The organism is Geobacillus kaustophilus, assembly GCF_000948285.1.
Taxonomy (GTDB): domain Bacteria; phylum Bacillota; class Bacilli; order Bacillales; family Anoxybacillaceae; genus Geobacillus; species Geobacillus thermoleovorans_A.
Map to the genome: position 1 here is coordinate 2,992,886 of NZ_JYBP01000003.1, position 26,679 is coordinate 3,019,564.

At 56.0% G+C, this 26,679-nt stretch carries 24 protein-coding genes and 1 pseudogene; 4 read left to right on the top strand and 21 right to left on the bottom strand.

Annotated elements, in window-relative coordinates; genetic code table 11:
* Positions 1–47 precede the first annotated feature (47 nt).
* From LG52_RS15500 to LG52_RS15540, 9 genes are all read right to left on the bottom strand, one after another.
* Complete coding sequence (locus tag LG52_RS15500; protein WP_044732608.1) at positions 48–1,520, bottom strand: tetratricopeptide repeat protein; 1,473 nt, start codon at positions 1,518–1,520, stop codon at positions 48–50.
* 152 nt (positions 1,521–1,672) lie between these two features.
* Positions 1,673–2,320, bottom strand: coding sequence for a bifunctional phosphoribosyl-AMP cyclohydrolase/phosphoribosyl-ATP diphosphatase HisIE (gene hisIE, locus LG52_RS15505; RefSeq protein ID WP_044732609.1), 648 nt, complete (start codon positions 2,318–2,320; stop codon positions 1,673–1,675).
* Entirely contained in the window at positions 2,317–3,075 is a 759-nt protein-coding gene (hisF, locus tag LG52_RS15510; RefSeq protein WP_044732610.1) for an imidazole glycerol phosphate synthase subunit HisF, read from the bottom strand. Before hisF ends, hisIE begins: the two co-directional genes overlap by 4 nt.
* On the bottom strand, positions 3,072–3,809 hold the full coding sequence (hisA, locus tag LG52_RS15515; RefSeq protein ID WP_044732611.1) for a 1-(5-phosphoribosyl)-5-[(5-phosphoribosylamino)methylideneamino]imidazole-4-carboxamide isomerase: 738 nt from the start codon (positions 3,807–3,809) through the stop codon (positions 3,072–3,074). The genes hisF and hisA overlap by 4 nt, the downstream gene beginning before the upstream one ends.
* A complete protein-coding gene (gene hisH / locus LG52_RS15520; RefSeq protein ID WP_044732612.1) occupies positions 3,809–4,450 on the bottom strand; it encodes an imidazole glycerol phosphate synthase subunit HisH in 642 nt (213 codons plus the stop codon). The genes hisA and hisH overlap by 1 nt, the downstream gene beginning before the upstream one ends.
* Before the next feature lie 197 nt (positions 4,451–4,647).
* Positions 4,648–5,235: an imidazoleglycerol-phosphate dehydratase HisB gene (hisB, locus tag LG52_RS15525; protein WP_044733319.1), complete on the bottom strand. Its 588-nt coding sequence runs from the start codon at positions 5,233–5,235 to the stop codon at positions 4,648–4,650.
* Between the two features lie 3 nt (positions 5,236–5,238).
* A complete protein-coding gene (hisD, locus tag LG52_RS15530) occupies positions 5,239–6,513 on the bottom strand; it encodes a histidinol dehydrogenase (RefSeq protein ID WP_044732613.1) in 1,275 nt (424 codons plus the stop codon).
* A 103-nt stretch (positions 6,514–6,616) separates the two neighbouring features.
* On the bottom strand, positions 6,617–7,240 hold the full coding sequence (hisG, locus tag LG52_RS15535; protein WP_044732614.1) for an ATP phosphoribosyltransferase: 624 nt from the start codon (positions 7,238–7,240) through the stop codon (positions 6,617–6,619).
* A 314-nt stretch (positions 7,241–7,554) separates the two neighbouring features.
* A complete protein-coding gene (locus tag LG52_RS15540; protein WP_044732615.1) occupies positions 7,555–8,730 on the bottom strand; it encodes an ATP phosphoribosyltransferase regulatory subunit in 1,176 nt (391 codons plus the stop codon).
* Between the two features lie 505 nt (positions 8,731–9,235).
* Here LG52_RS15540 and LG52_RS21060 point away from each other — a divergent pair.
* Positions 9,236–9,436: pseudogene (locus tag LG52_RS21060) on the top strand (transposase); the annotation flags it as partial.
* 372 nt (positions 9,437–9,808) lie between these two features.
* Here LG52_RS21060 and LG52_RS15550 read toward each other — a convergent pair.
* From LG52_RS15550 to LG52_RS15600, 11 genes are all read right to left on the bottom strand, one after another.
* A complete protein-coding gene (locus tag LG52_RS15550) occupies positions 9,809–10,306 on the bottom strand; it encodes an acyltransferase (protein WP_044732617.1) in 498 nt (165 codons plus the stop codon).
* 20 nt (positions 10,307–10,326) lie between these two features.
* Positions 10,327–10,971, bottom strand: coding sequence for a pyrophosphatase PpaX (gene ppaX, locus LG52_RS15555; RefSeq protein WP_044732618.1), 645 nt, complete (start codon positions 10,969–10,971; stop codon positions 10,327–10,329).
* Positions 10,968–11,906 carry a nucleoside recognition domain-containing protein gene (locus LG52_RS15560; protein ID WP_044732619.1) on the bottom strand — a complete coding sequence of 313 codons (939 nt, stop codon included), beginning with the start codon at positions 11,904–11,906 and terminating at the stop codon, positions 10,968–10,970. Before LG52_RS15560 ends, ppaX begins: the two co-directional genes overlap by 4 nt.
* A 67-nt stretch (positions 11,907–11,973) precedes the next feature.
* On the bottom strand, positions 11,974–12,783 hold the full coding sequence (lgt, locus tag LG52_RS15565; RefSeq protein ID WP_044732620.1) for a prolipoprotein diacylglyceryl transferase: 810 nt from the start codon (positions 12,781–12,783) through the stop codon (positions 11,974–11,976).
* Between the two features lie 68 nt (positions 12,784–12,851).
* Complete coding sequence (hprK, locus tag LG52_RS15570) at positions 12,852–13,787, bottom strand: HPr(Ser) kinase/phosphatase (RefSeq protein ID WP_011232552.1); 936 nt, start codon at positions 13,785–13,787, stop codon at positions 12,852–12,854.
* 248 nt (positions 13,788–14,035) lie between these two features.
* Positions 14,036–14,398, bottom strand: coding sequence for a phage holin family protein (locus tag LG52_RS15575; RefSeq protein ID WP_044732621.1), 363 nt, complete (start codon positions 14,396–14,398; stop codon positions 14,036–14,038).
* Between the two features lie 116 nt (positions 14,399–14,514).
* Positions 14,515–14,841 carry a DUF4870 domain-containing protein gene (locus LG52_RS15580; RefSeq protein WP_044732622.1) on the bottom strand — a complete coding sequence of 109 codons (327 nt, stop codon included), beginning with the start codon at positions 14,839–14,841 and terminating at the stop codon, positions 14,515–14,517.
* Positions 14,842–14,968: 127 nt separating this feature from the next.
* Positions 14,969–17,827, bottom strand: coding sequence for an excinuclease ABC subunit UvrA (gene uvrA, locus LG52_RS15585; RefSeq protein WP_044733320.1), 2,859 nt, complete (start codon positions 17,825–17,827; stop codon positions 14,969–14,971).
* Between the two features lie 16 nt (positions 17,828–17,843).
* Positions 17,844–19,820: an excinuclease ABC subunit UvrB gene (uvrB, locus tag LG52_RS15590; RefSeq protein ID WP_044732623.1), complete on the bottom strand. Its 1,977-nt coding sequence runs from the start codon at positions 19,818–19,820 to the stop codon at positions 17,844–17,846.
* A gap of 240 nt (positions 19,821–20,060) precedes the next feature.
* A complete protein-coding gene (locus LG52_RS15595; protein ID WP_044732624.1) occupies positions 20,061–20,285 on the bottom strand; it encodes a CsbA family protein in 225 nt (74 codons plus the stop codon).
* A 13-nt stretch (positions 20,286–20,298) separates the two neighbouring features.
* The gene (locus LG52_RS15600; RefSeq protein ID WP_044732625.1) at positions 20,299–21,471 is read right to left on the bottom strand and encodes a PDZ domain-containing protein; all 1,173 of its coding nucleotides are present in this window, start codon (positions 21,469–21,471) and stop codon (positions 20,299–20,301) included.
* A 218-nt stretch (positions 21,472–21,689) separates the two neighbouring features.
* Between LG52_RS15600 and LG52_RS15605 the strand changes: the two genes are divergently transcribed.
* From LG52_RS15605 to LG52_RS15615, 3 genes are all read left to right on the top strand, one after another.
* On the top strand, positions 21,690–22,208 hold the full coding sequence (locus LG52_RS15605; RefSeq protein WP_044732626.1) for a MerR family transcriptional regulator: 519 nt from the start codon (positions 21,690–21,692) through the stop codon (positions 22,206–22,208).
* A 166-nt stretch (positions 22,209–22,374) separates the two neighbouring features.
* Positions 22,375–24,048 carry a DUF6044 family protein gene (locus LG52_RS15610; RefSeq protein WP_044732627.1) on the top strand — a complete coding sequence of 558 codons (1,674 nt, stop codon included), beginning with the start codon at positions 22,375–22,377 and terminating at the stop codon, positions 24,046–24,048.
* Positions 24,049–24,064: 16 nt separating this feature from the next.
* Positions 24,065–25,057: a glycosyltransferase family 2 protein gene (locus tag LG52_RS15615; RefSeq protein WP_044732628.1), complete on the top strand. Its 993-nt coding sequence runs from the start codon at positions 24,065–24,067 to the stop codon at positions 25,055–25,057.
* 104 nt (positions 25,058–25,161) lie between these two features.
* Here the strand turns inward: LG52_RS15615 and LG52_RS15620 are convergent, their stop codons facing one another.
* Positions 25,162–26,610, bottom strand: a complete 1,449-nt coding sequence (locus LG52_RS15620; RefSeq protein WP_044732629.1) for a S41 family peptidase — start codon at positions 26,608–26,610, stop codon at positions 25,162–25,164.
* Between the last annotated feature and the right edge of the window lie 69 nt (positions 26,611–26,679).

Here is a 26,679-nt window from a genome sequence, read left to right on the forward strand (position 1 = left end):
TTCATTTTCATCATATAGAAGTCGATTCGCCCTGTCTATTGATTTGCTCACGTATAGAGGTGGCGCGCTTTTTGCACATATTTTCCCACCGTCGCCGCTGAGACGCCGTATTTGGCCGCCATCTCCCTTTGCGTCACACGCTCTCCTTGCTGCTGGCGCCAAATGTATTCGATCGCCGCCGCCCATGCCGCTCCGTTGGCAAACGATTCGCCATAGGCCGATGGATGAGCAGCCATCGCGAAGGCAAAGCGACAGAGCGCTTCCTTTTCCTCATTATTTACCGAAAGCGCATCGACCATGCGGCCGATGTTCGCCGCCCAAGCAGACGGGCCGTCAGTTAAGCCGAACAAAAAGCAGTCGATAAACGGGCGAAGACGGGGATCGGACGGCAAGAGGCGGCATACCGCAAGCGACATCGATGCCTCTTTCGCCTGCGGCGAGCGGCTGAACCAGTACAATCCGTACAGACGGTCGGCCAGCTCGTCTCCCTCCAGCCAAGCCATCAAGCGGATGAGCGCCTCATCCGCCGGCGCTGAAACGGCCCACGGCTCCTCACCGCGTTTTTCCGGATGAAGCGTGGTGAACATCTCCCACATTTGCCGAGCGAGCGGCTCATGGCCAGTATAGTAGGCAGCGCAAGCGAGCCAATAATAAAATGGCCCATCACCGTCAAAGCCTTGTTTATACAAACGGTGCAGCCAACGGAACGCCAAATCGAACCGCCCGACAAGCGCAAACGTCGCCCCGAGCTTGTATTGATGCTCGCGAAAAAACGGATACAAACCGGCCAGCGTCTCGCAAAGCGCGGCCGCCTGTTCTTCCTCACGCAAGTAATAAGCGAAGACAAGCACGTTGCAAAGCGCATGCAAATTGCCGGGATCGCGCTTGAGCACTTCACGCACTTTCTGTTTCGCTTTGTCGACATCGCCGCTGTAAAAATAGGCAAGCGCCAAATTGTTATGCGCCGACCAAACGTCCGGATAGCGCGCGACGATCGCCTCGAGCGCCTCAATCGCTTCCGCAAACCGCTCCTCTTCAAGCAAACGGCGGGCGCGATCCTCGAGCGCCATGAGGTCTTCCTGCTCTTCCGTCCATTCCAGGCCATCGAGCCGAAGCAGCTCAAGCAAGTCGGCGGCATCGTCGGCAAACTCCCCGTCCGGCTCATGCGTCAAATAGCGCTCCGCGTATTGCCTCGCTTCGCGAAACAGCCCGAGGCAGGCGAAATTATTCGCCAAAAAATACAAACAGTCGTACATCGTCTCATCCAAATCGTGAATAATTTTAAACAGCCACTGGTTGGAAAATTGATATTCACCAAGCTCCGACAGCACAAGGGCGAGCTGCAAGGCAAACGCGGCATCGCGCTCATCCAAGCGGACGGCGCGCTCAAAATATTTCATTGCCTTTTCCAAATCGCCTCGGTCGTATGCTTTCATTCCTTTCTTAAAAAAGTAATCCCCGCTTTGGATGAACGGTACAATCGTCGCTTTTCGTGATGATCGCTTCAGTTGTTTTCCCATTCTGTCCTCCGTCGTCCGTAAAATTCGTCGAACAACAGTATACCATATCGGCGGCGAAAACAAGCAAGAAACTTTAGGAATCCGGTTTTTCCGTGCAAAAAAGGAACGCCGGCGCGATGGCAGACGTTCCGTTTTCTCACCTAACCATCTTGTTATTTTTTGTCGCCCGCTCCTGCCTTTTGCGCGTGCCGCTCGGCAAGTGTTTCAAGCAACGCATCAAGCGGCAGCTTTTGTTCGCGCAACAAAACAAGCAAATGATACAGCAAGTCAGCCGCTTCCCATTTCAGCTCGTCATGACTCCGGTTTTTCGCCGCGATAATGACTTCCGCCGCTTCTTCGCCGACTTTTTTCAAAATTTTATCGACGCCTTTTTCAAACAAATACGTCGTGTACGCCCCTTCCGGCCGTTCGGCGTCGCGCTTGGCGATGATCTGTTCGAGCTCGTTCAAAATGGCGAATCGGTCAGCCCGCGGTGTGCGCGCCGCGCCGTCAAGCGAGTGCGCAAAACACGAATACGCCCCCGTATGGCACGCCGGACCGGCCGGCTCGACGAGAACGAGCAGCGCATCGGCGTCGCAGTCGTAGCGGATGTCGACAACGCGCTGGACGTTCCCCGATGTCGCCCCTTTATGCCATAGTTCTTGGCGCGAGCGGCTGTAAAACCATGTTTCACCGGTCTCCAGCGTTTTCTCGAGCGACTCTTTATTCATATAGGCGAGCGTGAGCACTTCCTTGCTTTGCGCATCTTGGACGATCGCGGGCACGAGCCCGTTGTCGTCAAACCGAATGTCCGCCGTCACCGCACGTTCACCCCTTTTTCTCTTAAGTACGCTTTCACTTGTCCAACCGACGTCTCTTTGTAGTGGAAAATCGATGCCGCCAGCGCCGCGTCCGCTTTCCCCTCTTCAAAAGCTTGAAGGAAATGCTCCGCCTTGCCGGCGCCGCCGGACGCAATGACCGGAACGCTGACCGCTTCGCTCACTCTTCGTGTCAACTCAATATCAAAGCCGTTTTTGCCGCCGTCGGCGTCCATGCTCGTTAACAAAATCTCCCCGGCGCCAAGGCGCACCGCTTCCCACGCCCAAGCGACGACTTCCCATTCCGTCGCGTTGCGGCCGCCGTGCGTATAGACGCGCCATGAGCCAAGCGTTTCATCGTATTTCGCGTCAATGGCGACGACGATGCATTGCGAGCCGAAAAAGTCCGCCCCTTCGGTGATCAATGATGGATGGAGCACCGCGGCGGTGTTAAGCGACACTTTATCGGCGCCGGCGCGCAACATGCGCTTCATATCGTCGAGCGAATGAATGCCGCCGCCAACCGTAAACGGAATCGCAAGCTGGGCGGCGACGCGCTCGACGACATCGACCATCGTCTTCCGCCCCTCATGAGAAGCAGAAATGTCCAAAAACACGAGCTCGTCCGCCCCTTGCTCATCGTACGCCTTCGCGAGCTCCACCGGATCGCCGGCATCGCGCAGCTGAACAAACTGCACCCCTTTGACGACGCGGCCGTCTTTCACATCGAGGCACGGGATGATGCGCTTCGTGATCATCGCTCGTTCACCGCCTTTAACGCTTCCGCAAGCGTAAATTGGTTTGTGTACAGCGCCTTGCCGACGATCGCACCGCCGATGCCGCGCTCAGCCTGTTCATGAAGCGCGCGCAAATCATCAAGCGAGCTGACGCCGCCAGAAGCGATCACTTCTTTCCCCGTCGCCTCGGCCAACCGGACCGCGGCCGCGATGTTCGGGCCTGACAGCGTGCCGTCGGTCGCAATATCGGTGAAAATAAACGTCTCCGCCCCCGCCTCGGCAAGCATTTGCCCGAGTTCTTCCGCTTTCACGTTTGACGTCGCAAGCCACCCTTCTGTCGCTACGAAGCCGTCGCGGGCGTCAATGCCAATCACGATGCGGCGGCCGTATTTTTTCAGCATCTCTTTCACAAACGGCGGATCGGCAATGGCCGCGCTTCCTAAAATGACGCGGGCGACCCCGTTTTCCAAATAATACACAATATCCTCTTCCGTCCGGATGCCGCCGCCGACTTGCACACGGACGGAAAGCTTCCGCGCCGCTTCGACAACAAACCGGTCGTTGACGCGCCGCCCTTCTTTCGCCCCGTCCAAATCGACCATATGAATCCATGCCGCCCCTTGGGCGGCGAATTGCTCGGCCATCGCGACCGGCGAATCGCCGTACACCGTTTCTTTATTGTAATCGCCTTGAAGCAAACGAACGCACTTGCCGCCGCGCATATCTATGGCCGGATAAATCGTAAACGCCGCCATCAGCCATTCCCCCTTCCCGTGACGATGCCGACATAATTGTTCAAGATGCTCATGCCGACCGCGCCGCTTTTTTCCGGATGAAACTGTGTGCCAAACACGCAGCCGCGCCCGACGACCGCCGGAACGTCAACGTCATATTCGCTGCTCGCGAGCACGACGTCCTCATCCCCCGGAACGACATAATACGAATGGACAAAATACACATGCCCTTCCTCGACGCCGTCAAGAAGCGGCGACGGACGATGGAAGCGGAGCCGGTTCCAGCCCATATGCGGCACTTTGTACGGCTCGCCGGTTTTCGTGACGCCCGGAAAGCGGACGACACGGCCGTGCAGAAGCCCAAGCCCTTTTGTCGGTCCATTTTCCTCGCTTTCGTCAAACAACAGCTGCATCCCTAAGCAAATGCCAAGCAGCGGCGTGCCGCCTTGAACCGCTTCGCGAATGAAATCCGCTAATCCTGTCTCGTTCAAACTATGCATCGCATCGCGAAACGATCCGACCCCAGGCAAAATGAGCCCGCACGCCTGCGCCAACACCTCTTTGTCGCCGCTGACCATATACGGGCAGCCGAGCCGCTCGAGCGCTTTGCTGACGCTGTATAAGTTGCCCATGCCATAGTCGATGATCCCGATCATCGTCATCCCATTCCTTTCATTGCAGTGCGTGTCAACCGATCATTCAGCAAACGCCGTTCATCCTTTTGTCGTCGGCGCACGTTTCGCACGCAGACGCCCCTTGGCGTCCGGGTGCATTCCCTTTGCCGCGGAACGTTTTCCGCGCAAAGACGCCGTATTCCGGCTCAATTATCCCTTTCGCCGATCCCACCGCTCACGGAGCTCTACAGCATCCCTTTCGTCGACGGCACGCCTTTGACGCGCGGGTCGATCATCGTCGCTTCATCCAACGCCCTCCCGAGCGCCTTGAACACCGCCTCGATCATATGGTGCGTATTGCGCCCGTAATGGACGATGACGTGCAAGTTCATGCGCGCTTCAAGCGCCAGCTTCCATAAAAACTCATGCACGAGCTCGACATCAAACGCACCGACTTTCGATGACGGAAACTCGCCGCGAAACTCAAAATGCGGGCGGCTGCTCAAGTCGATCACGACTTGGGCCAAGGCGTCATCCATCGGCACAAACGCGTTGCCGTACCGCTTGATTCCTTTTTTGTCGCCAAGCGCCGCTTTGATCGCCTGCCCGAGGCAAATGCCGATGTCTTCCGTCGTATGGTGGTCGTCAATATGCGTGTCGCCTTTCGCCTCAATGCGCAAATCGAACTGGCCGTGTTTCGCAAACAAATCGAGCATATGGGTCAAAAACGGCACGCCCGTTTCCAGTTCCGCCTTCCCTTCGCCATCCAACGAAAGCGATAACTGAATGCTTGTCTCGTTCGTCGTTCTTGTGATCGTCGCTTCCCTTGCCATCATTCATTCCCCTTTCTTCAGCCGCACCTCAATGGCGCGCGCGTGCGCCTCAAGCCCCTCGAGGCGGGCGAAGGCGGCGATTTTTTCTCCATGTTGTTTCAATGCGGCTTCACTGTAAACGATCACGCTTGATTTTTTCACAAACTCATCGACGCTCAAGCCGCTTGAGAACCTGGCTGTCCCGTTCGTCGGCAGCACGTGGTTCGGCCCGGCGAAATAGTCGCCGACCGGCTCGGAGCTGAAGCGGCCGAAAAACATCGCTCCCGCATGGCGGAGCCGACCAAGCAACTCCATCGGTTCGGCCGTCATCACTTCCAAATGCTCCGGCGCCAGTTCGTTCACGACATCGACCGCTTCTGCAAGCGTCTCGGTGACGTAAATGGCGCCGTAACTCTCAAGCGCCGCTTGGGCGATGTCGCGGCGCGGCAGCGTCTCCAGCTGCCGTTCGACTTCACTCGCCACCGCCAAGGCCAGTTTCATCGACGGCGTCACCAAAACGGCCGACGCCCGCACGTCATGCTCGGCTTGGGACAACAAATCCGCCGCAATCTCATCTGCATGGGCCGTTTCATCCGCGAGCACAACGATTTCGCTCGGCCCGGCGATCATGTCGATCGCCACATGCCCGAACACTTCCCGCTTCGCCAGCGCCACATAAATATTGCCCGGCCCGAAAATTTTGTCAACCGGCCGAATCGTCTCCGTTCCGTACGCCAGCGCGGCAATCGCCTGCGCGCCGCCGACTTTGTATAGTTCCGTCACGCCGAGTTCATACGCAGCGGCCAGCACCCCAGCCGGGAGCGTGCCGCCTTTGTTTGGCGGCGACGTAATGACAATCCGCTTCACCCCCGCCACTTGTGCGGGAATGACGTTCATGAGCACGGACGACGGATAGGCGGCCGTCCCGCCCGGCACGTACAACCCGACCGCATCGAGCGGCGTCACCTTTTGCCCGAGAATCGTGCCGTCTTCTTTCGTCATCAACCATGATTGGCGCTTTTGCCGCTCATGGTAGTCGCGAATGTTGGCCGCCGCTTCACGAATGATCTCCAGCATTTCCGCGCTCATGGACGCATGCGCGCGCTTCATTTCCTCTTCCGTCACCTTTAGCGAATCCAAGCGGACACCGTCAAACCGTTCTGTATATTCTTTGAGCGCCGCATCACCGCGGGCGCGCACGGCGGCGATGATATCGAGCACCGCACGCCGCTGTTCCTCCGTTCCGCTTTCAATCGTGCGCCTTAGTGACACGCCGCCCCGGACCCGTTCGATTTTCATCGCCTGTTCTCCTTTCCATCACCATGCTTCTTCGACCTTTTCACCTGTTCGACATGCGAACATCGTTGGTTCATCGTTGGGCCTTCCACCGCCCAGCGGCAGCTTACCGCTCAGGAATCACCGCCGCCAATCGATCGACCAACCGCTCAATCGCCCCGCCATTCAGACGATAGCTCGCCGGATTGACGATGAGGCGCGACGTCACCTCGGCAATCCGTTCGAGTTCCACAAGCCCATTTTCTTTAAGCGTCCGTCCGGTCGAAACGATATCGACGATCCGGTCGGCCAATCCGATCAGTGGGGCGAGCTCGATCGAGCCGTTTAGGCGGATGATTTCGACTTGCTCGCCTTGTTCGCGAAAATACGTTGACGCGACATTCGGGTATTTCGTCGCCACCCGCGGCGCGATTTCGTTCATCTTGGCGCCGGGCAGCCCGGCGACCGCCAAATGGCAGCGGCTGATTTGCAAATCGAGCAATTCGTACACATCCCGTTCTTCTTCCATCAACACGTCTTTTCCAGCAATGCCCAAATCAGCGACCCCATGCTCGACATAGGTAACCACATCCATCGGTTTCGCCAAAATAAAGCGCATCTGTTCCTCCGCCACCTCGATCACGAGCTTGCGCGACTCGGTAAACTCCGGCGGGAGCGTATAATCCGCCCGTCGCAGCAGCTCGACCGCCTCTTCAAAAATGCGCCCTTTTGGCATGGCAATCGTCAGCATCGTTCTTCCTCCTTGCTTCTTGTCATCAGGCGGCCGGGCCGCCACCTGACTTCTCTTTTCTCACAGGCGCCTCGTTCCGAAGCCCGATGGCCTGCATAGATCAACTCCAACCGAACGCGCGGAGCGGTCTTATCCGTCCATCGGGTTCCAACCTTTCTTTCCCCCATCCTACAGCGTCGGCGGCACACCGTCTAATGTTCCATTCGTTTTCATAAACATGTGCGCATCTTGTCGGGTCATTTTCATGCTTGTGTGGAGGGCGAAACTCGTTCATGGAACGTTTCCGTCCTCGTTTTACCCGCCTTTTTCACTCCTCACTGCCCGCTGCGGCCAAGCAAATAGACGATCGACCGATAGCGCTGGCTGTAAGAGTCAATATCGCCAATGCCGGCGATATGCTGCAAGACAACGCGCTTGCCTTCCGCCCGTTTCGCTTCCGCCAGCTCCACCGCTTCCGCAAGCCGCTCCTGACTGAACACGATGCACTCGATGTCGCCGCGCACATCCGTTTCCCCGATCGCCTCGATCAACCGGTCGACGCGCAAGCCAAACCCCGTCGCCGGCGCAGGTCGCGAAAACTTCGCCAATAAATCATCATACCGGCCGCCGTTGCCGATCGGGAATCCAACTTGCTCAGCGTACACTTCAAACAAAATGCCCGTGTAGTAGCTCATATGGCTGACCAACGCCATATCGAGCTTCACCGCCTCGGCCACTCCGTACGTACGAAGCGCCGCCATGAGCGCCGCCAGCTCATCAGCCGCTCGCCGTCCTTCCTCGCTCGTCACCAGCGTTTTCGCCGTCTCGAGCGCCGCCGCACCGCCGCGCAACGAAAGAAGATCCAACAGCCGTTTTTGATCGATCGACGAAAGCGGCAGCGACTTCACGTGTTCGCGGTAGCCGACGTAATTTTTTTCATACAAGAAACGACGCAATACACTCGCCCGCTCTTCATTCCCTAAAATCTCCAAAAATAGCGCATTGACATAGCCGATATGACCGACCGCCACCGAAAAGCGCCCGAGTCCAGCCCGTTTCAGCAGCGAGACCATCAAACTGATCACTTCGGCATCAGCCGTCACCGTGCCGTCGCCGATCAGCTCGACGCCAATCTGTTCGAACTCCGCCGGCCGCCCCCCTTCGCGCTGCTGGGCGCGGAACACATTGGCGTTGTACGCCAGCCGGAGCGGATTGCCGTCTTCATACAACCGCGACGCCGCCACCCGGGCGATCGGCGCCGTCATATCAGGTCGGAGCACGAGCGTATGCCCTTGCTGATCGAGGAGCTTAAACAGCCGATGATCGGCAATCGCCGACGCCGCCCCGACCGTGTCATAATACTCAAGCGTCGGCGTTTCCATAAACTCGTACCCCCAGCGCTCAATTTCTTCCGCCATCACCGAGCGCACTTGCTTTTTCAACTCATATAAAAACGGCAGCGTATCGCGCATGCCCAACGGTTTTTCAAACATGAACAGCTTTTTTGCCATGTCCCCACGCCCTTTATCAAAATGCTTTAGTTTGCTAATATGGTAGAGAAGTGAAGTTATTAGTAGTTTACTCCTTTGCGGCCACAGCGTCAAGAGGGAACACGCCATCCACAACAAAACGGACAAAACCGCTTCCAAAACAGGAAGCGCTTGTCCGTTTCGTTCCATGCCGCATAGGCAATGATAGGCGTCAATGGAAAAAATCCCTCATGATGGTCGCAATGGTCAATTTGACAAAAATCTTTGTTTTCACTGACTCACTATATGGGGGTGTCCCAAAAGGATCGGGACACCCTTGCTCATCACCATATATCGCCACGAAACACTGAATCATAGGCAATATGTTGTATTTCGTTTGAGAGGAATGACGCTTTTGGGTCAGCCCCATATAAGTTGCAATAAAGAATTTCCGATTTTTCGCTTCCGCTTTTATCTCAATACGAGCTGATATGATATAACGTGGAAGGTAGTAAGCTGGATGTAAAACAAAATTTCAACTTATATCGGACTCGTCGGCAACGAGGACGGCATCCCGTTTTACGGCGATGTGCACGACGGCAGCCTGCCTGACAAAACGTGGAATCCAGAGGTGCTGTCGCGAGTCCATGAACAGCTCAAACAAGCCAAGATCGAGGACGAATGGATTTATGTGGCCGATTCCGCCGTGATGACGAAAGACACCTTGGCTCAAACTGACTCGACCGACGGGGCAGGCGGTTTTTCAGCTGTTTCAATACGTAAACGTCATTCTGTTCAAGCTGCCGGATGGGCGCATCCAACGTTCATTGGATCGCTCACTCACCCCTGAACAGCGAAGGATTTTGCAGGGATTGGGCATGGATGAGAGCATTTATGTGCAACGTGATACGGAACGACGAGCGATGGTAAAAAAAGGATTGCCATCGCTCGTTGTGTTGGTCGAAACGTGATTCTGAAAAACGAAATCAAAAATCCTTTCTACCCTGTTAGGGTGCGAAATGTGAGTTAAGAATCAATATTTTCCTGTATTAGAGTTCGTCAACCCTCTTTACTACTTTTCTGGAAATCCCCATTTTCTTAAACAAAAACCTGCCCCCGTTCAATCGGAAGGCGGTTCATTCCTGCGGACGATGCGCATCGGGCAACCGGCGGCCATCGCCCCGGGCGGGACGTCTTTATGGACGACCGTCCCAGCGGCCACTACCGCGCGGTCGCCGATCACCACACCGGGCAAAATCGTCGAGTTCGCGCCGATCATCACCTCGTCGCCGATCACCACATCGCCAAGTCGGTATTCGTCCACTAAATATTCGTGGGCGAGAATCGTCGTGTTGTAGCCGATGACGCAATTGCGGCCGATTTGGATTTTTTCCGGGAAGAGAATATCCGGCATGACCATAAAGGCGAGCGCCGTTTGCTCGCCGATTTTCATGCCGAGAAAGGTGCGGTACAGCCAGTTTTTCAGCGGCAAAAACGGCGTGTAGCGCCCGATTTGAATGATGATGACGTTTTTCAGCACCTTCCAAAACGATACGGTGCGGTACAACTGCCAGAGCGAGTTCGCCCCTTGAACGGGGTATTTTGTCGTCCGTCTCACCGGGAGGACGATTCCTCCTTTCATTCGTTGATGCCGACAATGGCCAACAAATCGCTCATTTTTTCCAGCATATAGTCCGGTTCATATTGTTCCAAATGGCCGCGGCCTTTAATCGCCCAGGCGACGCCGGCTGTTTTTACCCCGGCGTTTTTGCCGGCCAAAATGTCGTGGTAGTTGTCTCCGACCATGAGCGCTTCCGAAGGCGTTGACTGCAACGCCTCGAGCGCTTTATAAATGGGCTCGGGATCCGGCTTCGGCCGTTCGACGTCGTCCAAGCCAATGACGCATGAAAAAAACGGCTCTAAACGCGTTTTTCGCAAGCCCATCAGCGCGGTGTCATGCATTTTCGTCGTCACGACGCCGAGGCGGAAGCCGTGGCGATGGAGCGTTTCAATCGTCTCATACACCGTGTCAAACTCGCGGATCAATTCGTCATGATGGGCATGGTTGAACGCGCGATAGGCGACCACCATCTCCTCGGCTCGTTCCGGGTCAAGCGAGCCGAACGTTTCATACAGCGACGGGCCGATAAACGGCAAGACGTCCTCGCGCCCGTAGCGGCCCGGGTAATACATCCCTAGCGTATGCAAAAACGACTGGATGATGAGCTCATTTGTATCAATCAACGTGCCGTCAAGATCAAACAAAATCGTGCGAATCGTCATGAAGCGGCTTCCTTTCTAGTCGGATGTTCAATGCGGCGCCAAATGTGCGCCACCGCCATCGTCAACAGCACGGCTGTAATCAAGCGGATCACTAACAGCGGCCATACGGGAATGCCAAGCGGGACGAAAATGAGCGTATCTTCGACGACCGCATGGCAAGACACGAGAAAAATGAACGCCAGCGTCAAGTCGCGCTTCGAGACGCCGTCCTCTTTCGCCGCCTGAATCATGACGCCAGCTCCGTAAGCGAGGCCGAACACAAACCCGGCGGCGAGCGTGAGCGACGTGTTTGCGCTCATGCCGAGCATCTTGGTCGCCGGCGCCATCCAGCGCGAAACCGTCTCGATCCAGTGGCGTTCTTTTAAAATTTGAATGACCGTCATGAGCGGAATGACAATCATGACAAGCTGCACGATGCCGGTGGCCGCTTTTTTCAGCGCCGCCAAGATGATCTCTCCCCAATCGGACGGCGGCGCGGCTTCATGCGTGACAAACCCATATTGGGCGATCTCCTTCCCCCCGTCCCATAGATGGGCGATCAACAGTCCCGACACAACGGCCAGTCCGACGCGCACGACGATCATGAGCCAAACGCTCATGCCGGTGCGCGAGGCGACGGATGACTCGACGATCAAGTTATGGGAAAACGAAAGCATGACAGCGAGAATGAATACTTCTTTCACCGTAAACTCAATCGTCAGCATCGCCCCGATCGCCGCATACAGCCCAAGCAAATTGCCGAGCACAAGCGGCACGGCCGCATCGCCCGATAGGCCGAACCATTTCATGAACGGGGTGACAAAATCAATGAGCCACGAAAACAGCGGCGTCGGCTGCAACAGCGCTAAAATGAGCGTCACCGGAAAAATGATTTTGCCAAGCGCCCATGCGGTCTTCAGCCCGGCGAGCACACCGCGCTGCAACGTTCCTGTCATGTTCTCCTCTCTCCTTTGCTCATCTTCATGTTGCGGTGCGGCCGATCAGCGTCGGTAAAAACCACTGTTAATCTTGATACCGCTCCTTAGCCCATCCTTTTGCCCGCCTTACAATCCATAACACAATGGAAAGAACGATGAGAGCCACCGACATCACTTGCGCCGCGCGCAGACTGCCGGCCAGCATCAAGCTGTCGGTTCGCATCCCTTCAATCCAGAAGCGGCCGACGGAATACCAAATCAAATATGACAAAAACAGCTCGCCGCGCCGCAAGTTGACGCGCCGGAGCCAAAGCAAAAGGCAAAAACCGGCCAAATTCCAAAGCGATTCGTACAAAAACGTCGGATGCCAATAGCGGCCGTCAATGTACATTTGGTTGATGATCGAATCCGGCAAGTGCAAGCTTTCCAGAAACGCGCGCGACACGGGCCCGCCGTGCGCCTCTTGGTTCATAAAATTGCCCCAGCGTCCGACCGCCTGGCCTAAAATGATGCTCGGCGCAGCAATATCAGCGAGCTTCCAAAACGACAGCCCGCGCACGCGGGCGAACACCACGCCTGTTGCCACCGCCCCGATCAAACCGCCGTGAATAGCAAGACCTCCTTGCCAAACTTTTGGAATCTCGGACAAATGCTTTGAATAATAGTGCCATTCAAACAGCACGTAGTACGCCCGCGCGCATACAATGGCGATCGGCACGGCAAACAGCACTAAATCGACAAACGTCTCTTTCGGCAAGCCGCGCCGCACCCCTTCGCGCATCGCCAGCCATAATCCGATCAAGACGCCCGTGCCGATAATGACGCCGTACCAATAAATCGTAATCGGACCGAGATGCAAAAACACGCGGTCGAGCGGCTGAATCGTTGAGTCCATTGTTTCCACCTCCTATGCTCCGTACAAAACCGAACTTGTTTCTCCAGCTACAAGAACACGGCTGCCGATCAATCGTAATCATGCGCGCCGTCTTCGATGGCGTCGCTCAGCCGTGCGGAAAATTCCTCGGCCGCGTTGACCCCGAGCCGCTTCAGCCGGAAGTTCATCGCCGCCACTTCGACGATCACCGCCAAGTTGCGCCCCGGGCGGACCGGAATCGTTAATTTCGGCAGTTCGGTATCCAAAATTTTCACTTTCTCTTCTTCCAAACCAAGCCGGTCGTACTGCTTCTCCGGGTCCCAAAGCTCCAAATCGACGACGAGCGAAATGCGCTTATGCGTCCGCACCGCCCCTGCGCCGAACAGCGTCATCATATTAATGATGCCAAGGCCGCGAATCTCGAGCAAATGCTCGATCAGCTCCGGTGCGCTGCCAACGAGCGTATCTTCATCTTCTTGACGGATTTCGACGCAGTCGTCGGCGACAAGACGATGGCCGCGTTTCACGAGTTCGAGCGCCGTTTCGCTTTTGCCGACGCCGCTTTTGCCGGTGATCAATACCCCGACGCCGTACACATCGACAAGCACCCCGTGCACCGCCGTCGTCGGAGCGAGCTTGCTTTCTAAATAGTTTGTCAACCGGCTTGACAGACGGGTCGTTTTCATCGTCGAGCGCATCACCGGCACTGACTGTCGCTCGGACGCTTCGATCAGCTCCGGCGGCACCTCAAGTCCGCGCGAGACGATGATGCCCGGCGTAATGTCCGTGCAAAGCCGCTCCATCCGCGACTTTTTTTCTTCCGGCGTCAACGTTTCGTAAAACGAAAGCTCCGTCCGTCCGAGCAGCTGCAAGCGCTCCGCCGGATAGTAGGCGAAATAGCCGGCCATTTCAATCCCCGGCCGCGACAAGTCGCTCGTCGTAATCGGCCGATAAATGCCCTCGGCGCCGCTTACGAGCTCGAGCTGGAACTGTTCAATGATGTCTTTCGTCCGCACTTTCGGCATACGTCGCCTTTCTCCCCTTTCCTCATCTTTTTCCATTGTAGCACGTTTCGTTTCGTCATTGAATGGAAAACATTCGAGGAAACAAAACAGGGACGGCTCCCCCGTCCCGATCAAGCAAGAACGCATCAAACCGAAACGATCTTCACCGCATCGTTTCTCCCATTGCAATCCCTTGCCGCATTCGCCATCTTTTCACACGATCACGGAAAACCATGGCGCCACCCGCCTTCCAATGGATCACGCCCTCGTTACGACCGGTTGCGCAGCGGCTCGATGATCGCTTTTTGCACGAGCAGATGGAAAAACGACAAGACGATCGAGGCAAGCAGCGCGGTGCCGAAGCCGCCGATTTGAAACGCATCGCCCATCAATCCGGCGGTCATCATGAGCGTGACGGCGTTAATGACAAACAAAAACAACCCAAGCGTCAACACCGTCACCGGCAGCGTCAACAAGATGAGCACTGGGCGAACGACGGCATTTAACACCGCCAAAATCACGCTCGCTAAAAACGCTGCGCCGATGCCGCTGAAATGAATATCGTCAAAATAGCCGTCAATCGCCATCAGCAGCACGGTATTAATAAACACACCGATCAGCCAATTGAGCATCCCATCACCATCTTTTCTGTAATCTTCCGCCTTGAAACGCCCTCCTCGACATATCTTGCCTCGAACCGAACCGATGGCAATCAGTCATCGTCTTTTTTCAGCAGGGCTGTTGTTTTCTATTTTAACACTTGAATCCCCTTAATGACATTCCAAATCATAACAACGAGGTTCACCATCCCCGCAACGAGAAAACCAAGCCACACAACCCCGCCGCCAAAAAGAAGCGATTCCTCGCCCCAATGGCCGAATAGCACCGGCGATGCGGCCAACGCAATGAACAAGAGGATCGTAACGGCCGGAATCAAGTGCGACACGAGCGACCGCTTGGCATGGCGTTTGACTTCAAGATCTTCGACAGCAAAATAGACGACAATCGGCAAAATGAACGGCGCAAAAAAGACGCTGAAATAGCAAAGCGCGGACAACACTTTGTTCGTCGACAACCGGCAATCCCCTTTCCAAGTTTCCTTTACCCTGTATATACGACGGCCGCTAGGAAAAGTTTCCTGCCGACGGCAAAAAAAGGCGGCGGCCGCCGATGCCCAAGCGGCGAAAAAAGCAACAAAAGCGTTACGCCTTCGCCGCTTCATACCGCGCCTGCATGCGCGCCCGGTCGCGCTCGAGAATGGGTTTTAAGTAGCGGCCGGTGTGCGACTCTTCCACCTCGGCCACCTCTTCCGGCGTGCCGGCGGCAACGATTTGTCCGCCGCGGTCGCCCCCTTCCGGACCTAAGTCAATGATATAGTCCGCGGTTTTGATGACGTCCAAGTTATGTTCAATGACGAGCACGGTGTCACCGTTGTCGACGAGCCGGTGGAGCACGTCGAGAAGCCGGGCGATGTCATCGACATGAAGCCCGGTCGTCGGTTCGTCCAAAATATAAAGCGTCCGGCCGTTGGAGCGCCGGTGCAGCTCAGCGGCGAGCTTGACGCGCTGCGCCTCGCCGCCGGAGAGCGTCGTCGCCGGCTGGCCGAGCTTCATATAACCGAGGCCGACGTCATAGAGCGTCTCGAGCTTGCGTTTGATTTTCGGGATCGAGGCGAAAAAGTCGAGCGCGTCTTCGACCGTCATGTCCAGCACCTCGGCGATGTTTTTTCCTTTATACGTCACCTCAAGCGTCTCGCGGTTGTACCGTTTGCCGTGGCACACTTCGCATGGGACGTACACATCGGGCAAAAAGTGCATTTCAATTTTGATGATGCCATCGCCATGGCACGCCTCACAGCGTCCGCCTTTGACATTGAAGCTGAACCGCCCTTTTTTGTAGCCGCGCACTTTCGCTTCGTTCGTCGCCGCAAACACCTCGCGGATGTCGTCAAACACCCCGGTGTAGGTCGCAGGGTTCGAGCGCGGCGTGCGGCCGATCGGCGACTGGTCGATGTCAATGACTTTATCGAGATGCTCCAGCCCGCGAATGTCGCGGTGCTCGCCCGGCTTTGCTTTCGCCCGGTTGAGCTTTTGCGCGAGCGCCTTATACAGCACTTCGTTCACAAGCGTGCTTTTGCCCGAGCCCGACACCCCGGTGACGGCGACAAACGTGCCGAGCGGGATTTTCACCGATACGTTTTTCAAGTTGTGCTCCCGCGCGCCGATAACCTCAAGCCAACGTCCGTCCGGACGGCGACGCTCGGCCGGAATCGGGATGAATTTTTTTCCCGACAAATACTGGCCGGTGAGCGAATTCGGGTCGTTCATCACTTCTTCCGGCGTGCCGGCGGCGACGACCTCGCCGCCGTGGATGCCCGCCCCCGGACCAATGTCAATCAAATAGTCCGCGGCCAGCATCGTATCCTCGTCGTGCTCCACCACAATGAGCGTATTGCCGAGGTCGCGCATGCTTTTCAACGTCGCGATCAGCCGGTCGTTGTCGCGCTGATGAAGCCCGATCGACGGCTCGTCGAGCACGTACAACACCCCCGTCAGCCGCGAGCCGATTTGCGTCGCCAAGCGGATGCGCTGCGCCTCGCCGCCGGAGAGCGTTCCTGCCGAGCGGCTGAGCGTCAAATAGTCAAGGCCGACGTTTTGCAAAAAGCCGAGCCGATCGCGAATTTCGCGCAAAATGAGGCGGGCGATTTGCGCTTCTTTTTCCGTCAGCTTAAGCCCATCAAAAAAGGCGAGCGCCTCGGTCACCGACATGGCAGCGACCTCGCCGATATGCTTGCCGCCGACAAGGACGGCGAGGCTTTCTTTTTTCAGCCGGTAGCCTTGGCATGTCGGACATGGTTGTTCGGCCATATACTTTTCCATCTGCTCGCGGATGTAATCGGAGCTCGTCTCGCGGTAGCGGCGTTCGATGTTTCGAACGACGCCCTCAAATTGGATGTATTGTTCACGCACTTGCCCGAAATCATTTGTATAGCGGAAATAAATCGGCTCCCCGCCGCTGCCGTACAAAATTTTATCGAGCTGCTCTTTCGGCAAATCCTTCACCGGCACGTCCATCGGGATGCCGTAATGGCGGCACACGGCTTCGAGCAGCTGCGGGTAATATTGCGAGCTTTGCGGCTCCCACGGAGCGATGGCGTGTTCTTTTAACGTCAGCTCATCGTTCGGGATGACCAAATCCAGATCCACTTCGAGCTTCGCCCCGAGCCCGTCGCAGTCGGGGCAGGCGCCGAATGGACTGTTGAACGAAAACAGACGCGGTTCAAGCTCCCCGATCGCAAAACCGCAGTACGGGCAAGCATGTTTTTCGCTGAACAGCAGCTCCCCCTCGCCGATCACATCGACAATCACTTTGCCATCAGCGAGCTTGAGCGCCGTTTCGAGCGAATCGGCAAGCCTTGCGGCGATGCCGTCTTTGATGACGATGCGGTCGACGACGACATCAATCGAATGTTTTTTGTTTTTTTCAAGCTCAATGTCTTCCGTCAACTCGCGCATCTCGCCGTCAATGCGGACGCGCACATACCCTTGCTTGCGAATGTCGTCAAGCGTTTTGACATGCGTCCCTTTCCGCCCGGAGACGATCGGCGCCAAAATTTGCATTTTCGTCCGCTCTGGGTAAGAGAGCAGACGATCGACCATTTGCTCGATCGTCTGCGATTCGATTTCAATGCCGTGCGTCGGGCAGAACGGACGGCCGATGCGGGCGAACAGCAGCCGCAAGTAGTCGTAAATTTCCGTCACCGTGCCGACCGTGGAGCGCGGGTTGCGGCTCGTCGTTTTTTGATCGATCGAAATGGCCGGAGACAATCCTTCAATGGCATCGACGTCGGGCTTTTCCATCTGCCCTAAAAACTGGCGGGCATACGCCGACAACGATTCGACGTAGCGCCGCTGGCCTTCCGCGTAAATCGTATCAAACGCCAACGACGACTTCCCCGACCCGGACAGCCCGGTCAAGACGACGAGTTTGCCGCGCGGGATTTCGACGTCAATGTTTTTCAAGTTGTGGGCGCGCGCCCCTTTGACGATAATTTTATCCATTCCGTTCACCCGACCATCACCCTTCCGCTTTCAATTCGAAAATGATATCGCGCAGCTGGGCGGCCCGCTCGAAGTCGAGCGCTTTGGCCGCCTCTTTCATTTCCGCTTCGAGCTTTCGAATCAGCTCTTCCCGCTCTTGTTTCGTCATCGCTGCCGCCGGCTTCGCCTCGTACGTCTCCGTCTCTTCCGCCGCATACGTCGCGCGGATGACGTCGCGAATGTCTTTTTTCACCGTGCGCGGCACGATGCCGTGCTTCCGGTTGTACTCTTCCTGAATGGCGCGGCGCCGCTTCGTCTCTTGAATGGCGATTTCCATCGATTTCGTAATCGTTTCAGCGTACATGATCACATGGCCGTTCGCATTGCGCGCCGCGCGGCCGATCGTCTGAATGAGCGAGCGCTCCGAGCGCAAAAACCCTTCTTTGTCGGCGTCTAAAATGGCGACAAGCGACACCTCCGGAATGTCCAATCCTTCCCGAAGCAAGTTGATGCCGACCAATACATCGTATTTGCCGAGCCGCAAATCGCGGATGATTTCAATGCGCTCGAGCGTTTTAATTTCCGAATGCAAGTAGGCGACTTTGATGCCGGCTTCCTTCAAATAATCGGTCAAGTCTTCGGCCATCTTTTTCGTCAGCGTCGTCACCAACGTCCGCTCGTTCCGCTCGACGCGCTCGCGAATTTCGCCGATCAAATCGTCAATTTGCCCTTTCGTCGGGCGGACGTCGATCGTTGGGTCGAGAAGCCCGGTCGGGCGGATGATTTGTTCGACAACGCCCGGGCTGTGTTCGAGCTCGTACGGCCCCGGCGTCGCCGAGACGTAAATGATTTGATTGATTTTTTGCTCGAACTCTTCAAACGTGAGCGGTCGGTTGTCAAGCGCCGACGGCAGGCGGAAGCCGTGGTCGACGAGCACTTGCTTGCGCGCCCGGTCGCCGTTGTACATGCCGCGCAGCTGCGGCAAGGTGACGTGCGACTCATCAATAATGATCAAAAAATCGTCCGGAAAATAGTCAAGCAATGTATACGGCGTCGAGCCCGGCGGCCGCAGCGCCAAATGGCGCGAGTAGTTTTCGATGCCTGAACAAAACCCCATCTCGCGCATCATTTCCAAATCATAGCGCGTCCGTTGCTCAAGCCGCTGCGCCTCGAGCAGCTTCCCTTGCGCGCGCAGTTCGGCGAGCCGTTCCTCCAGCTCTTGTTCGATGTTTTGAATGGCGAGCCGCATTTTCTCCTCGCGCGTGACAAAGTGCGACGCCGGGAAAATGGCGACATGCTCGCGCTCGCCAAGCACCTCGCCGGTTAAGGCGTCCACCTCGCGGATGCGGTCGATTTCATCGCCGAAAAATTCGACACGAATGCAATGCTCATCGCGCGACGCGGGGAAAATTTCGACAACATCGCCGCGGACGCGGAACGTGCCGCGGCGAAAATCGATGTCATTGCGGTCGTATTGGATGTCAACGAGCCGCCGAAGCAACGCGTTGCGCTCGATTTCCATCCCGACGCGCAATGAAACGACAAGCTCCCGATATTCTTCCGGCGACCCTAAACCGTAAATGCACGACACGCTCGCAACGATAACCACGTCCCGGCGCTCAAACAAGGCTGATGTCGCCGAGTGCCGCAATTTGTCGATCTCATCGTTGATTTTCGCGTCTTTTTCAATATACGTATCCGTCTGCGGCACGTACGCTTCCGGCTGATAGTAATCGTAATAGCTGACAAAATATTCGACGGCGTTGTGCGGAAAAAACTCTTTCAGCTCGCTGTACAATTGGCCGGCGAGCGTTTTGTTGTGGGCGATGACGAGCGTCGGTTTGTTGACTTGGGCGATCACGTTCGAGATCGTAAACGTTTTGCCCGTCCCCGTCGCCCCAAGCAGCGTTTGATGCTTCACCCCAAGCCGCAGACCGTCAACGAGCTTGGCGATCGCCTGAGGCTGATCGCCTTGCGGTTCGTATGGCGACACTAATTGAAAACGGCCCTCCACCGTTTCGCCTCCTCCTTCGTACCATCTTTCCCCATTGTATCACATCGCGGCCATACATGCACGAAAAACGCGAACTCATATTCGCACCAGTCTGCACAGCGATTTCCATTCGCTAGACGCAAAAAAGCGGACCCATTCATGCCCAAGGTCCGCGTCTTTGCTCCGTTCCGTTTCGACAATCCGAGGTTCAGCCGGCGATGCCTTTTTCCAAAAACAGACGGTTGAACCGACAACGCCGCTTCATTTTTGCTTCAGATGGTCGAGCATGCGGCCGGCCCAAAGAAAGCCGGCGATCGTCGATGCGATGTCAGCGACGATTTCATGCAGCTCATCCGTATAGCCTTTAAAATAGGAAGCGACAAGCAGCGCCGTCGTCAACAGCACCGCGATGTACCGATTGTACGTCACCCGCGCAAACAACAGCACCAATAGACACGGAATGATGAGTGCCGCCAAAAACCACATGGTCCATTCTCCTTTACGAAACAGCTTCAGACGCTGAGGCGTTCCGATCACGGACGAACAGCAGCCCGAGTTCATGATGCTCATCCTCATAGAGCGCTCCTTGGACGAAGCGGACTTCACCGTTATGTCCGACGACATCCAGCTTGCAAAACGCGCGGTTGCGCTGAAGCGCTTCATAAAACTCCGTTTCGGTCCGCACCGGGACGCCGTTTGTTTTGATGATGACCTCCCCGATCGAAAGCCCCATTTTTTCCGCTTTTGAGCCGGGAAGCACACCGACAATCACCAAGCCGTGCGGATGGCGGGCAAATCGGGGTGGGCGTGCGCGGTCGGCGCGATGCCCAGAAAAGGCGATCCATTCGCGGCCGATGATGGCCGCCACCCCCGCCGCGATCGCCAGCGGTGGATACCATATGCCGGAAGCGGCCAATAGGGCGACAACAAACGCTAGCCGAACAACGAGCCGCCCCTCCGCGCGCGCCGCTTCCGCCGGCAGCATGTGCTGCCGGCGCTGGGAAAAGCCGAGAAGAAACGGCACGAGCCAAAACGAATAACCGTCTCCCGTCGAAACGAACGGCCACCAGGAAGCCAGCGGCAGCGCGCCCCCTGATACGGGCAGCACGACCGGCACAAACCAAAGCCGCTGCGTCCATTGCAGGCCGACCGCCATCCCTCTCTTGCTTTTCGCCAGCTGCGGCGAGGCCGCCTCGCTTCGCGTGCGGATGATGAGCCATCCTTCCGAAAACAAAAGCAACGCCAGCCACATCGCCAAAGCCGGCGCTGACGCCATGCCATCGGGAAGCCATCGGGACAACGCGCCGCTTCGCTCCGCCAAACCGAACGCAAGAAGCGCGCCGCCAACCGTATAAGCAGGCGACAACAACCGCGCTTCCATCGTCAAACTAAAGAGCACCGTCAGCACCGTCACCGTCCAAACCGCTTCCTGCGGCACCGCGATCCCGATGCCGACGGCCGCCGCCGACAACACCACCCCCGCCATCCATCCCTTCGTCCAAAGCCCGCGCCATTCGTTCCATAGGCTGTAGACGCGCACATGAAAATCTCGGCGCTCCCGCTTCACCCGCCGCCAACCGACGGCCAAAGCGAGCGCGGCGCCATAATAAAGAAGCGGCTGCCGCCAAACCGACGCGACGCCCTCAAGCCATTCCAGCCACCATGTTGCCATCCGCTTCACCCCTTGCATCGTTCATCATTCTTTATCTTCTATTCTACCAAATGGCATGGCCAATTCCCATGCCCACGGCCATCTTTTTTCGCTAATGGCGAATCTTCGCTGTTTTCCACTTTCTTTGCCGAATCAACACTAGTTTTGTCGGCCGGGAAGGATTTTCAAAGATGCAGAGGAAAAAGTATAAACAAGACGAAACAAGGAGGAGTGAAACGATGGAATTGAAAACGTCCGACGTTGCTGCCCGCCTTGGTGTATCGCCGAAAACGATCCAGCGCTGGGTGCGCAAATACGACATTCCGCTGCGGAAAAACGAGGCTGGCCACTACCTGTTTGATGAAAAAACCGTCGCCTTGCTCGAACGGGTCAAATTTGAACAAGGCGCCGCCATGGAAGCGCCGCTGACCCCGAAACGCCCTCCGACGCCGCTGCGAAACAACATTCCTATTGACGCCTTACATGAATCGATCGAACCCGAAATCACCCGCGTCTCCTCACGCTTGGAACAGCTTGAACGGCAACTGGAGCAAAAAGCAGATGACGTCGTCTCCATTCAACTGTTGCATCACCGCCAAGAAATGGAAGAAATCGTCGCCCGCCTTGCCTCCTTGGAGCAGCTTGTCGCCCGCCTCGAGCAGCAGCTGAATCAACAGCCGCCGGCGCCGCGCGATCCGTCAGAACAACCGAAACGGAAACGGCGCGGCTGGGGGCGCGTGATGGGGTTGTTTGCCTAATGGTTCCATCCTCCCTGCTTGAAGCAGGGGGTTTTTTTGGTTGTTTCCTTTCCTCTTTTTCTCCCCTTCACTACTTCTTTACAATTTTCTTATTCTTTTTTAATCCCAGCGGTTTATAATGGATCACGTTGTGCAATCTTCCCGTATGGGAAAGGAGGCGCGCGAGATGGAACAAAGAGAACGAAAAGCGGTCGCCATCGCGTTCATCGTATTGGCTCTCTACCTTTCTCCGCTTTACATTTTAGGCGAACACGCCCATATTCGCGTGCACGACAATATGGATTCGAACATCGCCTGGTATCGCGTGCTCGTTCGCAGCGGCCAACTGTTCGGTCCGCTTGATGCTGTCATCCCGCAAGTGATCAACGGGTTGCCGCGCAACGCGTTTGGCACCGAATTCAGCGGCATCGTTTGGCTGCACGCTTTGTTCCCGTCCATGGCGGCGTACGCGCTCAGCCAGACGATCACGAGGGTATTCGCCTTTCTTGGCATGTATTGGCTGCTAAGACGACATTTTTTGCCTGCTCCCGAATCATGGCTCATTCGCGTCGGGGCGGCGCTTGCTTTTGCGCTGACGCCGTTTTGGCCGTCCGGCATGTTAAGCACGCTCGGCATGCCGCTGGCGCTTTGGGCGTTTCTTTCGATCCGCAACGGAGAAGCGACATGGAAGGAATGGCTTGCGATCATCTTGCTTCCGTTTTACGCCAGCTTTGTGCTCGGGTTTTTCTTTTTCTTGGCTGCTATGGCAGCCGTTTGGTTGTGGGACGGCCTTGTCCGCAAACGGTGGAACAAGCCGTTTTTCACTGCGATTGTTCTGATGACAAGCTTGTTTTTGGCCATCGAGTACCGCCTCGTGTACTCGCTTGTCTTCAGCGGCGAACCGACGAGCCGGAACGAGTTTCTCTCCTCGCGGCTCAGCTTCGTCCATTGCCTTCGGTTGACGTTGAAAAACTATGTGCTCGGCCATACGCACGTAATGACCGTTCATGGGCCCATCATCCTGCCGGTGCTTTGGGCGGCGTTTTTCCTCGTTTTGCGCCGCCGCCAGCGTGGGCCATTGGAGCGGCGCTTCCTTTTGCTGTTTTGGTTGAACATCGCCTTATCGGCTTGGTATGCGTTTTGGTTTTACAAAGGGTGGCAGCCGCTGAAAGAACGGATTTCGCTTTTGAATACGTTCAATTTCGCCCGCTTCCATTTTTTGCGGCCGATGGTCATTTACGTCGATTTTGCCTTGGCCTTGCAAATCTTAGCCAAGGAACGGACCGCATGGCGGCGCCTCGTGCCGATCGCCTTGGCGCTGCAGCTGCTTTTGCTTGGCGGGTTCAACGAGGAAATCCGCTATCGCCTCGCTGGCACGCCGTCGTTCGAGCAGTTTTATTCCGAACATTTATTTACCAAAATCAAGCAATACATCGGCAAGCCTGTATCGTCCTACCGCGTCGCCAGCGTTGGGCTTCACCCGGCCATCGCTCAATACAACGGGTTTTATACGCTCGATACGTACAACAATTTTTACCCGTTATCGTATAAGCGGAAGTTTCGCCGCATCATCGCCAAAGAATTGGACAAAAGCCCGGTGCTGAAAGACTATTTCGACCATTGGGGCAACCGCGTCTATTTGTTTTCGGCAGAGCTCGGGAAACATTACATGTTCACGAAACACTCGCATAAAGTCATCCGTCATTTCGAGATCGACACAAAGGCGTTCAAACAGCTTGGCGGCAAGTACATTTTTTCCTCCGTCCCGATTCAAAACGCCAGCGACATCCATCTCCGCTTCTTGCGGGCGTTCACCGATCGACAGTCAGTCTGGAAAATTTATGTATACGAAGTGGAGTGAAAGGGAGGCAAGAAACATGGTGGACAAACCGTTGTTAGCCATCGTCGTTCCATGCTACAACGAAGAAGACGTGCTGCCGGAAACGGCCCGGCGCCTGACCGCTTTGCTTGAGCAGCTGCTCGAGGAAGGAGCGATCGCCATCGGCAGCCATATCGTGTTTGTCGACGACGGCAGCCGCGACCGGACGTGGGCGCTCATTGAAGAAGAAAGCGAGCGCAACCCGTTTGTCTCCGGTGTGAAGCTCGCTCGCAACGTCGGCCATCAGCGGGCGCTGCTCGCCGGGCTTGACACCGTCCGCGCGTACGCCGATTGCGCCGTGTCCATTGACGCCGATTTGCAAGACGATGTCGAGGCGATCCGCAAATTTGTGCAAAAATACCGTGAAGGCTATGACATCGTGTATGGCGTGCGGCGGAGTCGAAAGACAGACACGTGGTTCAAGCGTACGACCGCCCAAGCCTTTTACCGGTTCATGCAGGCGCTCGGAATCGAACTGATTTACAACCATGCCGATTTCCGCCTGATGAGCAAGCGGGCGCTCGATGAACTGAGCCGTTACACGGAAGTCAATCTCTTTTTGCGCGGGTTGGTTCCGCTCGTCGGCTTCCGCTCGACGTGCGTCTTTTACGACCGGCATGAGCGGTGGGCTGGACAGTCGAAATACCCGCTCAAAAAGATGCTCGCCTTCGCCTTTGACGGCATCACGTCCTTGAGCGTCGCGCCGATTCGCGCCATTACGCTCATCGGTTTTTTGGCCTTCCTCATCAGCGGTGCCGCCGGGCTGTACGCGCTGATCGTCAAATTTCTTGGACACGCTGAATCGGGCTGGACGTCGCTCATGATTTCCGTTTGGTTCATCGGCGGGCTCGTGCTCATGAGCCTCGGCCTCATCGGGGAATATATCGGGAAAATTTATCAAGAAGTGAAACGACGGCCGCGGTTTGCGATCGAAAAAACCGTGCAGCTGCCGCTTCCATCAGAAAGGGAGAAAACACCAGCCCGCCTGTAGGAAGCCACGGATCATCTACGGGGAATATGATAAAAAGGGCGCCTCGTCTTTTGCAGAGGCACCCTTTTCTTTTTTGTTCCTTTTGCCCGCCATCATTGGTTTGCTTACGACGGAAACAACACGCCAAGCGCTTTTTGCAGCTGCACATCATGCTTCGGATCGCGGACGGCTTCCATGATTTTTGCCTGCAGCACATCCGCCGTCGCTTCGTCGATGCGCCCAGTGACCGGCAGCTGGTTCGCTTTTTGGAACGCTTGGACGGCTCGCTCTGTTTCTTTGCTGAAGTAGCCGTCCGTGCGGCCAGGGTCAAAGCCAAGCCCTTTTAACATTTTTTGCGCATTGGCGATTTGCTCGTCGTTCATGTCATACCGAAGCGGTTTTTCCACATGAAGCGGAGCGACGTGGAAGTAATCGGGCTGGGTCACAGCCACATCCGGCTTGATCCCTTTTTTATGAATCCAATGCCCGTCCGGCGTCAGCCATTTGTACAGCGTCAATTTAATGTTGCTGCCGTCGCCCATCGGAATTGCCTGCTGCACTGTCCCCTTGCCGAACGTCTTCTCGCCGACAAGCTTGTAGCCGCCCGCTTCCTTCAGCGCTCCCGCCAAAATTTCCGACGCCGATGCGCTTCCTTTGTCGATCAACACCACGATCGGGTACGGCTTTTTCTCCGTTAAATCGGAATAAAATTTTTGCTTGTCGCCGTCGCGCTCTTCAATTTGCACATACGGTTTTCCTTTCGGGATGAGCTGCTTCAAAATTTCCTCAACGCTTTGCAAATAGCCGCCCGGGTTGCCGCGCACATCGATGATCAAGCCATCAATATGTTCGGCTTCCAGCTTCGCCAATTTCTTTTTAAAATCAGCGGCCGTGTTTTCCGAAAACGACGTAATTTGCAAATAACCCGCCTTTTTGCCGTTGTACGTTTTGATCGAGTCATACACCGTCTGAATCGGAATTTCGTCGCGGACGACTTTGACTTTCATCACGTTTTTGACGCCGGGGCGCAAAATGTCAAGCTCCACTGTTGTTCCTTTTTTGCCGCGGATTTTCAACACCGCTTCATATAAATCAAGTCCTTCCAGGCTTTCTCCGTTGACGCGCAAAATTTGGTCGTTCGGCTTCAAACCCGCTTTTTCCGCCGGCGAGTTTTTGATCGGGGCGACGATCGTCACTTTGCCGTCGATCATGCTCACTTCGGCGCCGATCCCCTCAAACGACGAGTCGAGCGATTCGTTGAACTGCTCCGTCGTTTCCGCATCCATGTAGACGGAATACGGATCATCGAGCGTGTTGATCATCCCTTGAATGGCGCCTTGCGTCAGTTTTTCTTCATCCACTTTCTCCACGTACCGATTCTTAATGAGCTCATAAGCTTGCCGGATTTTTTTCATCTCTTCGCTTTCGCTCGTCGACTTGGACGGCTCATTCGAAACGATCGTCGAAAGCGGGCCTTCCGTCGGGCGGTCCGCCAGCTGGAGGCCAGCGTACGTCCCCCCCGCCCCAATGAGCATCGATATGGCCATCAATGCGGCCGTCGTCGATTTTTTCACGTTGCTTCCTCCTCACCCTATGCTTGACCTTCCCCGCCGTTTGCCTGCAGCGGCGCAAGAAGGGGGCTT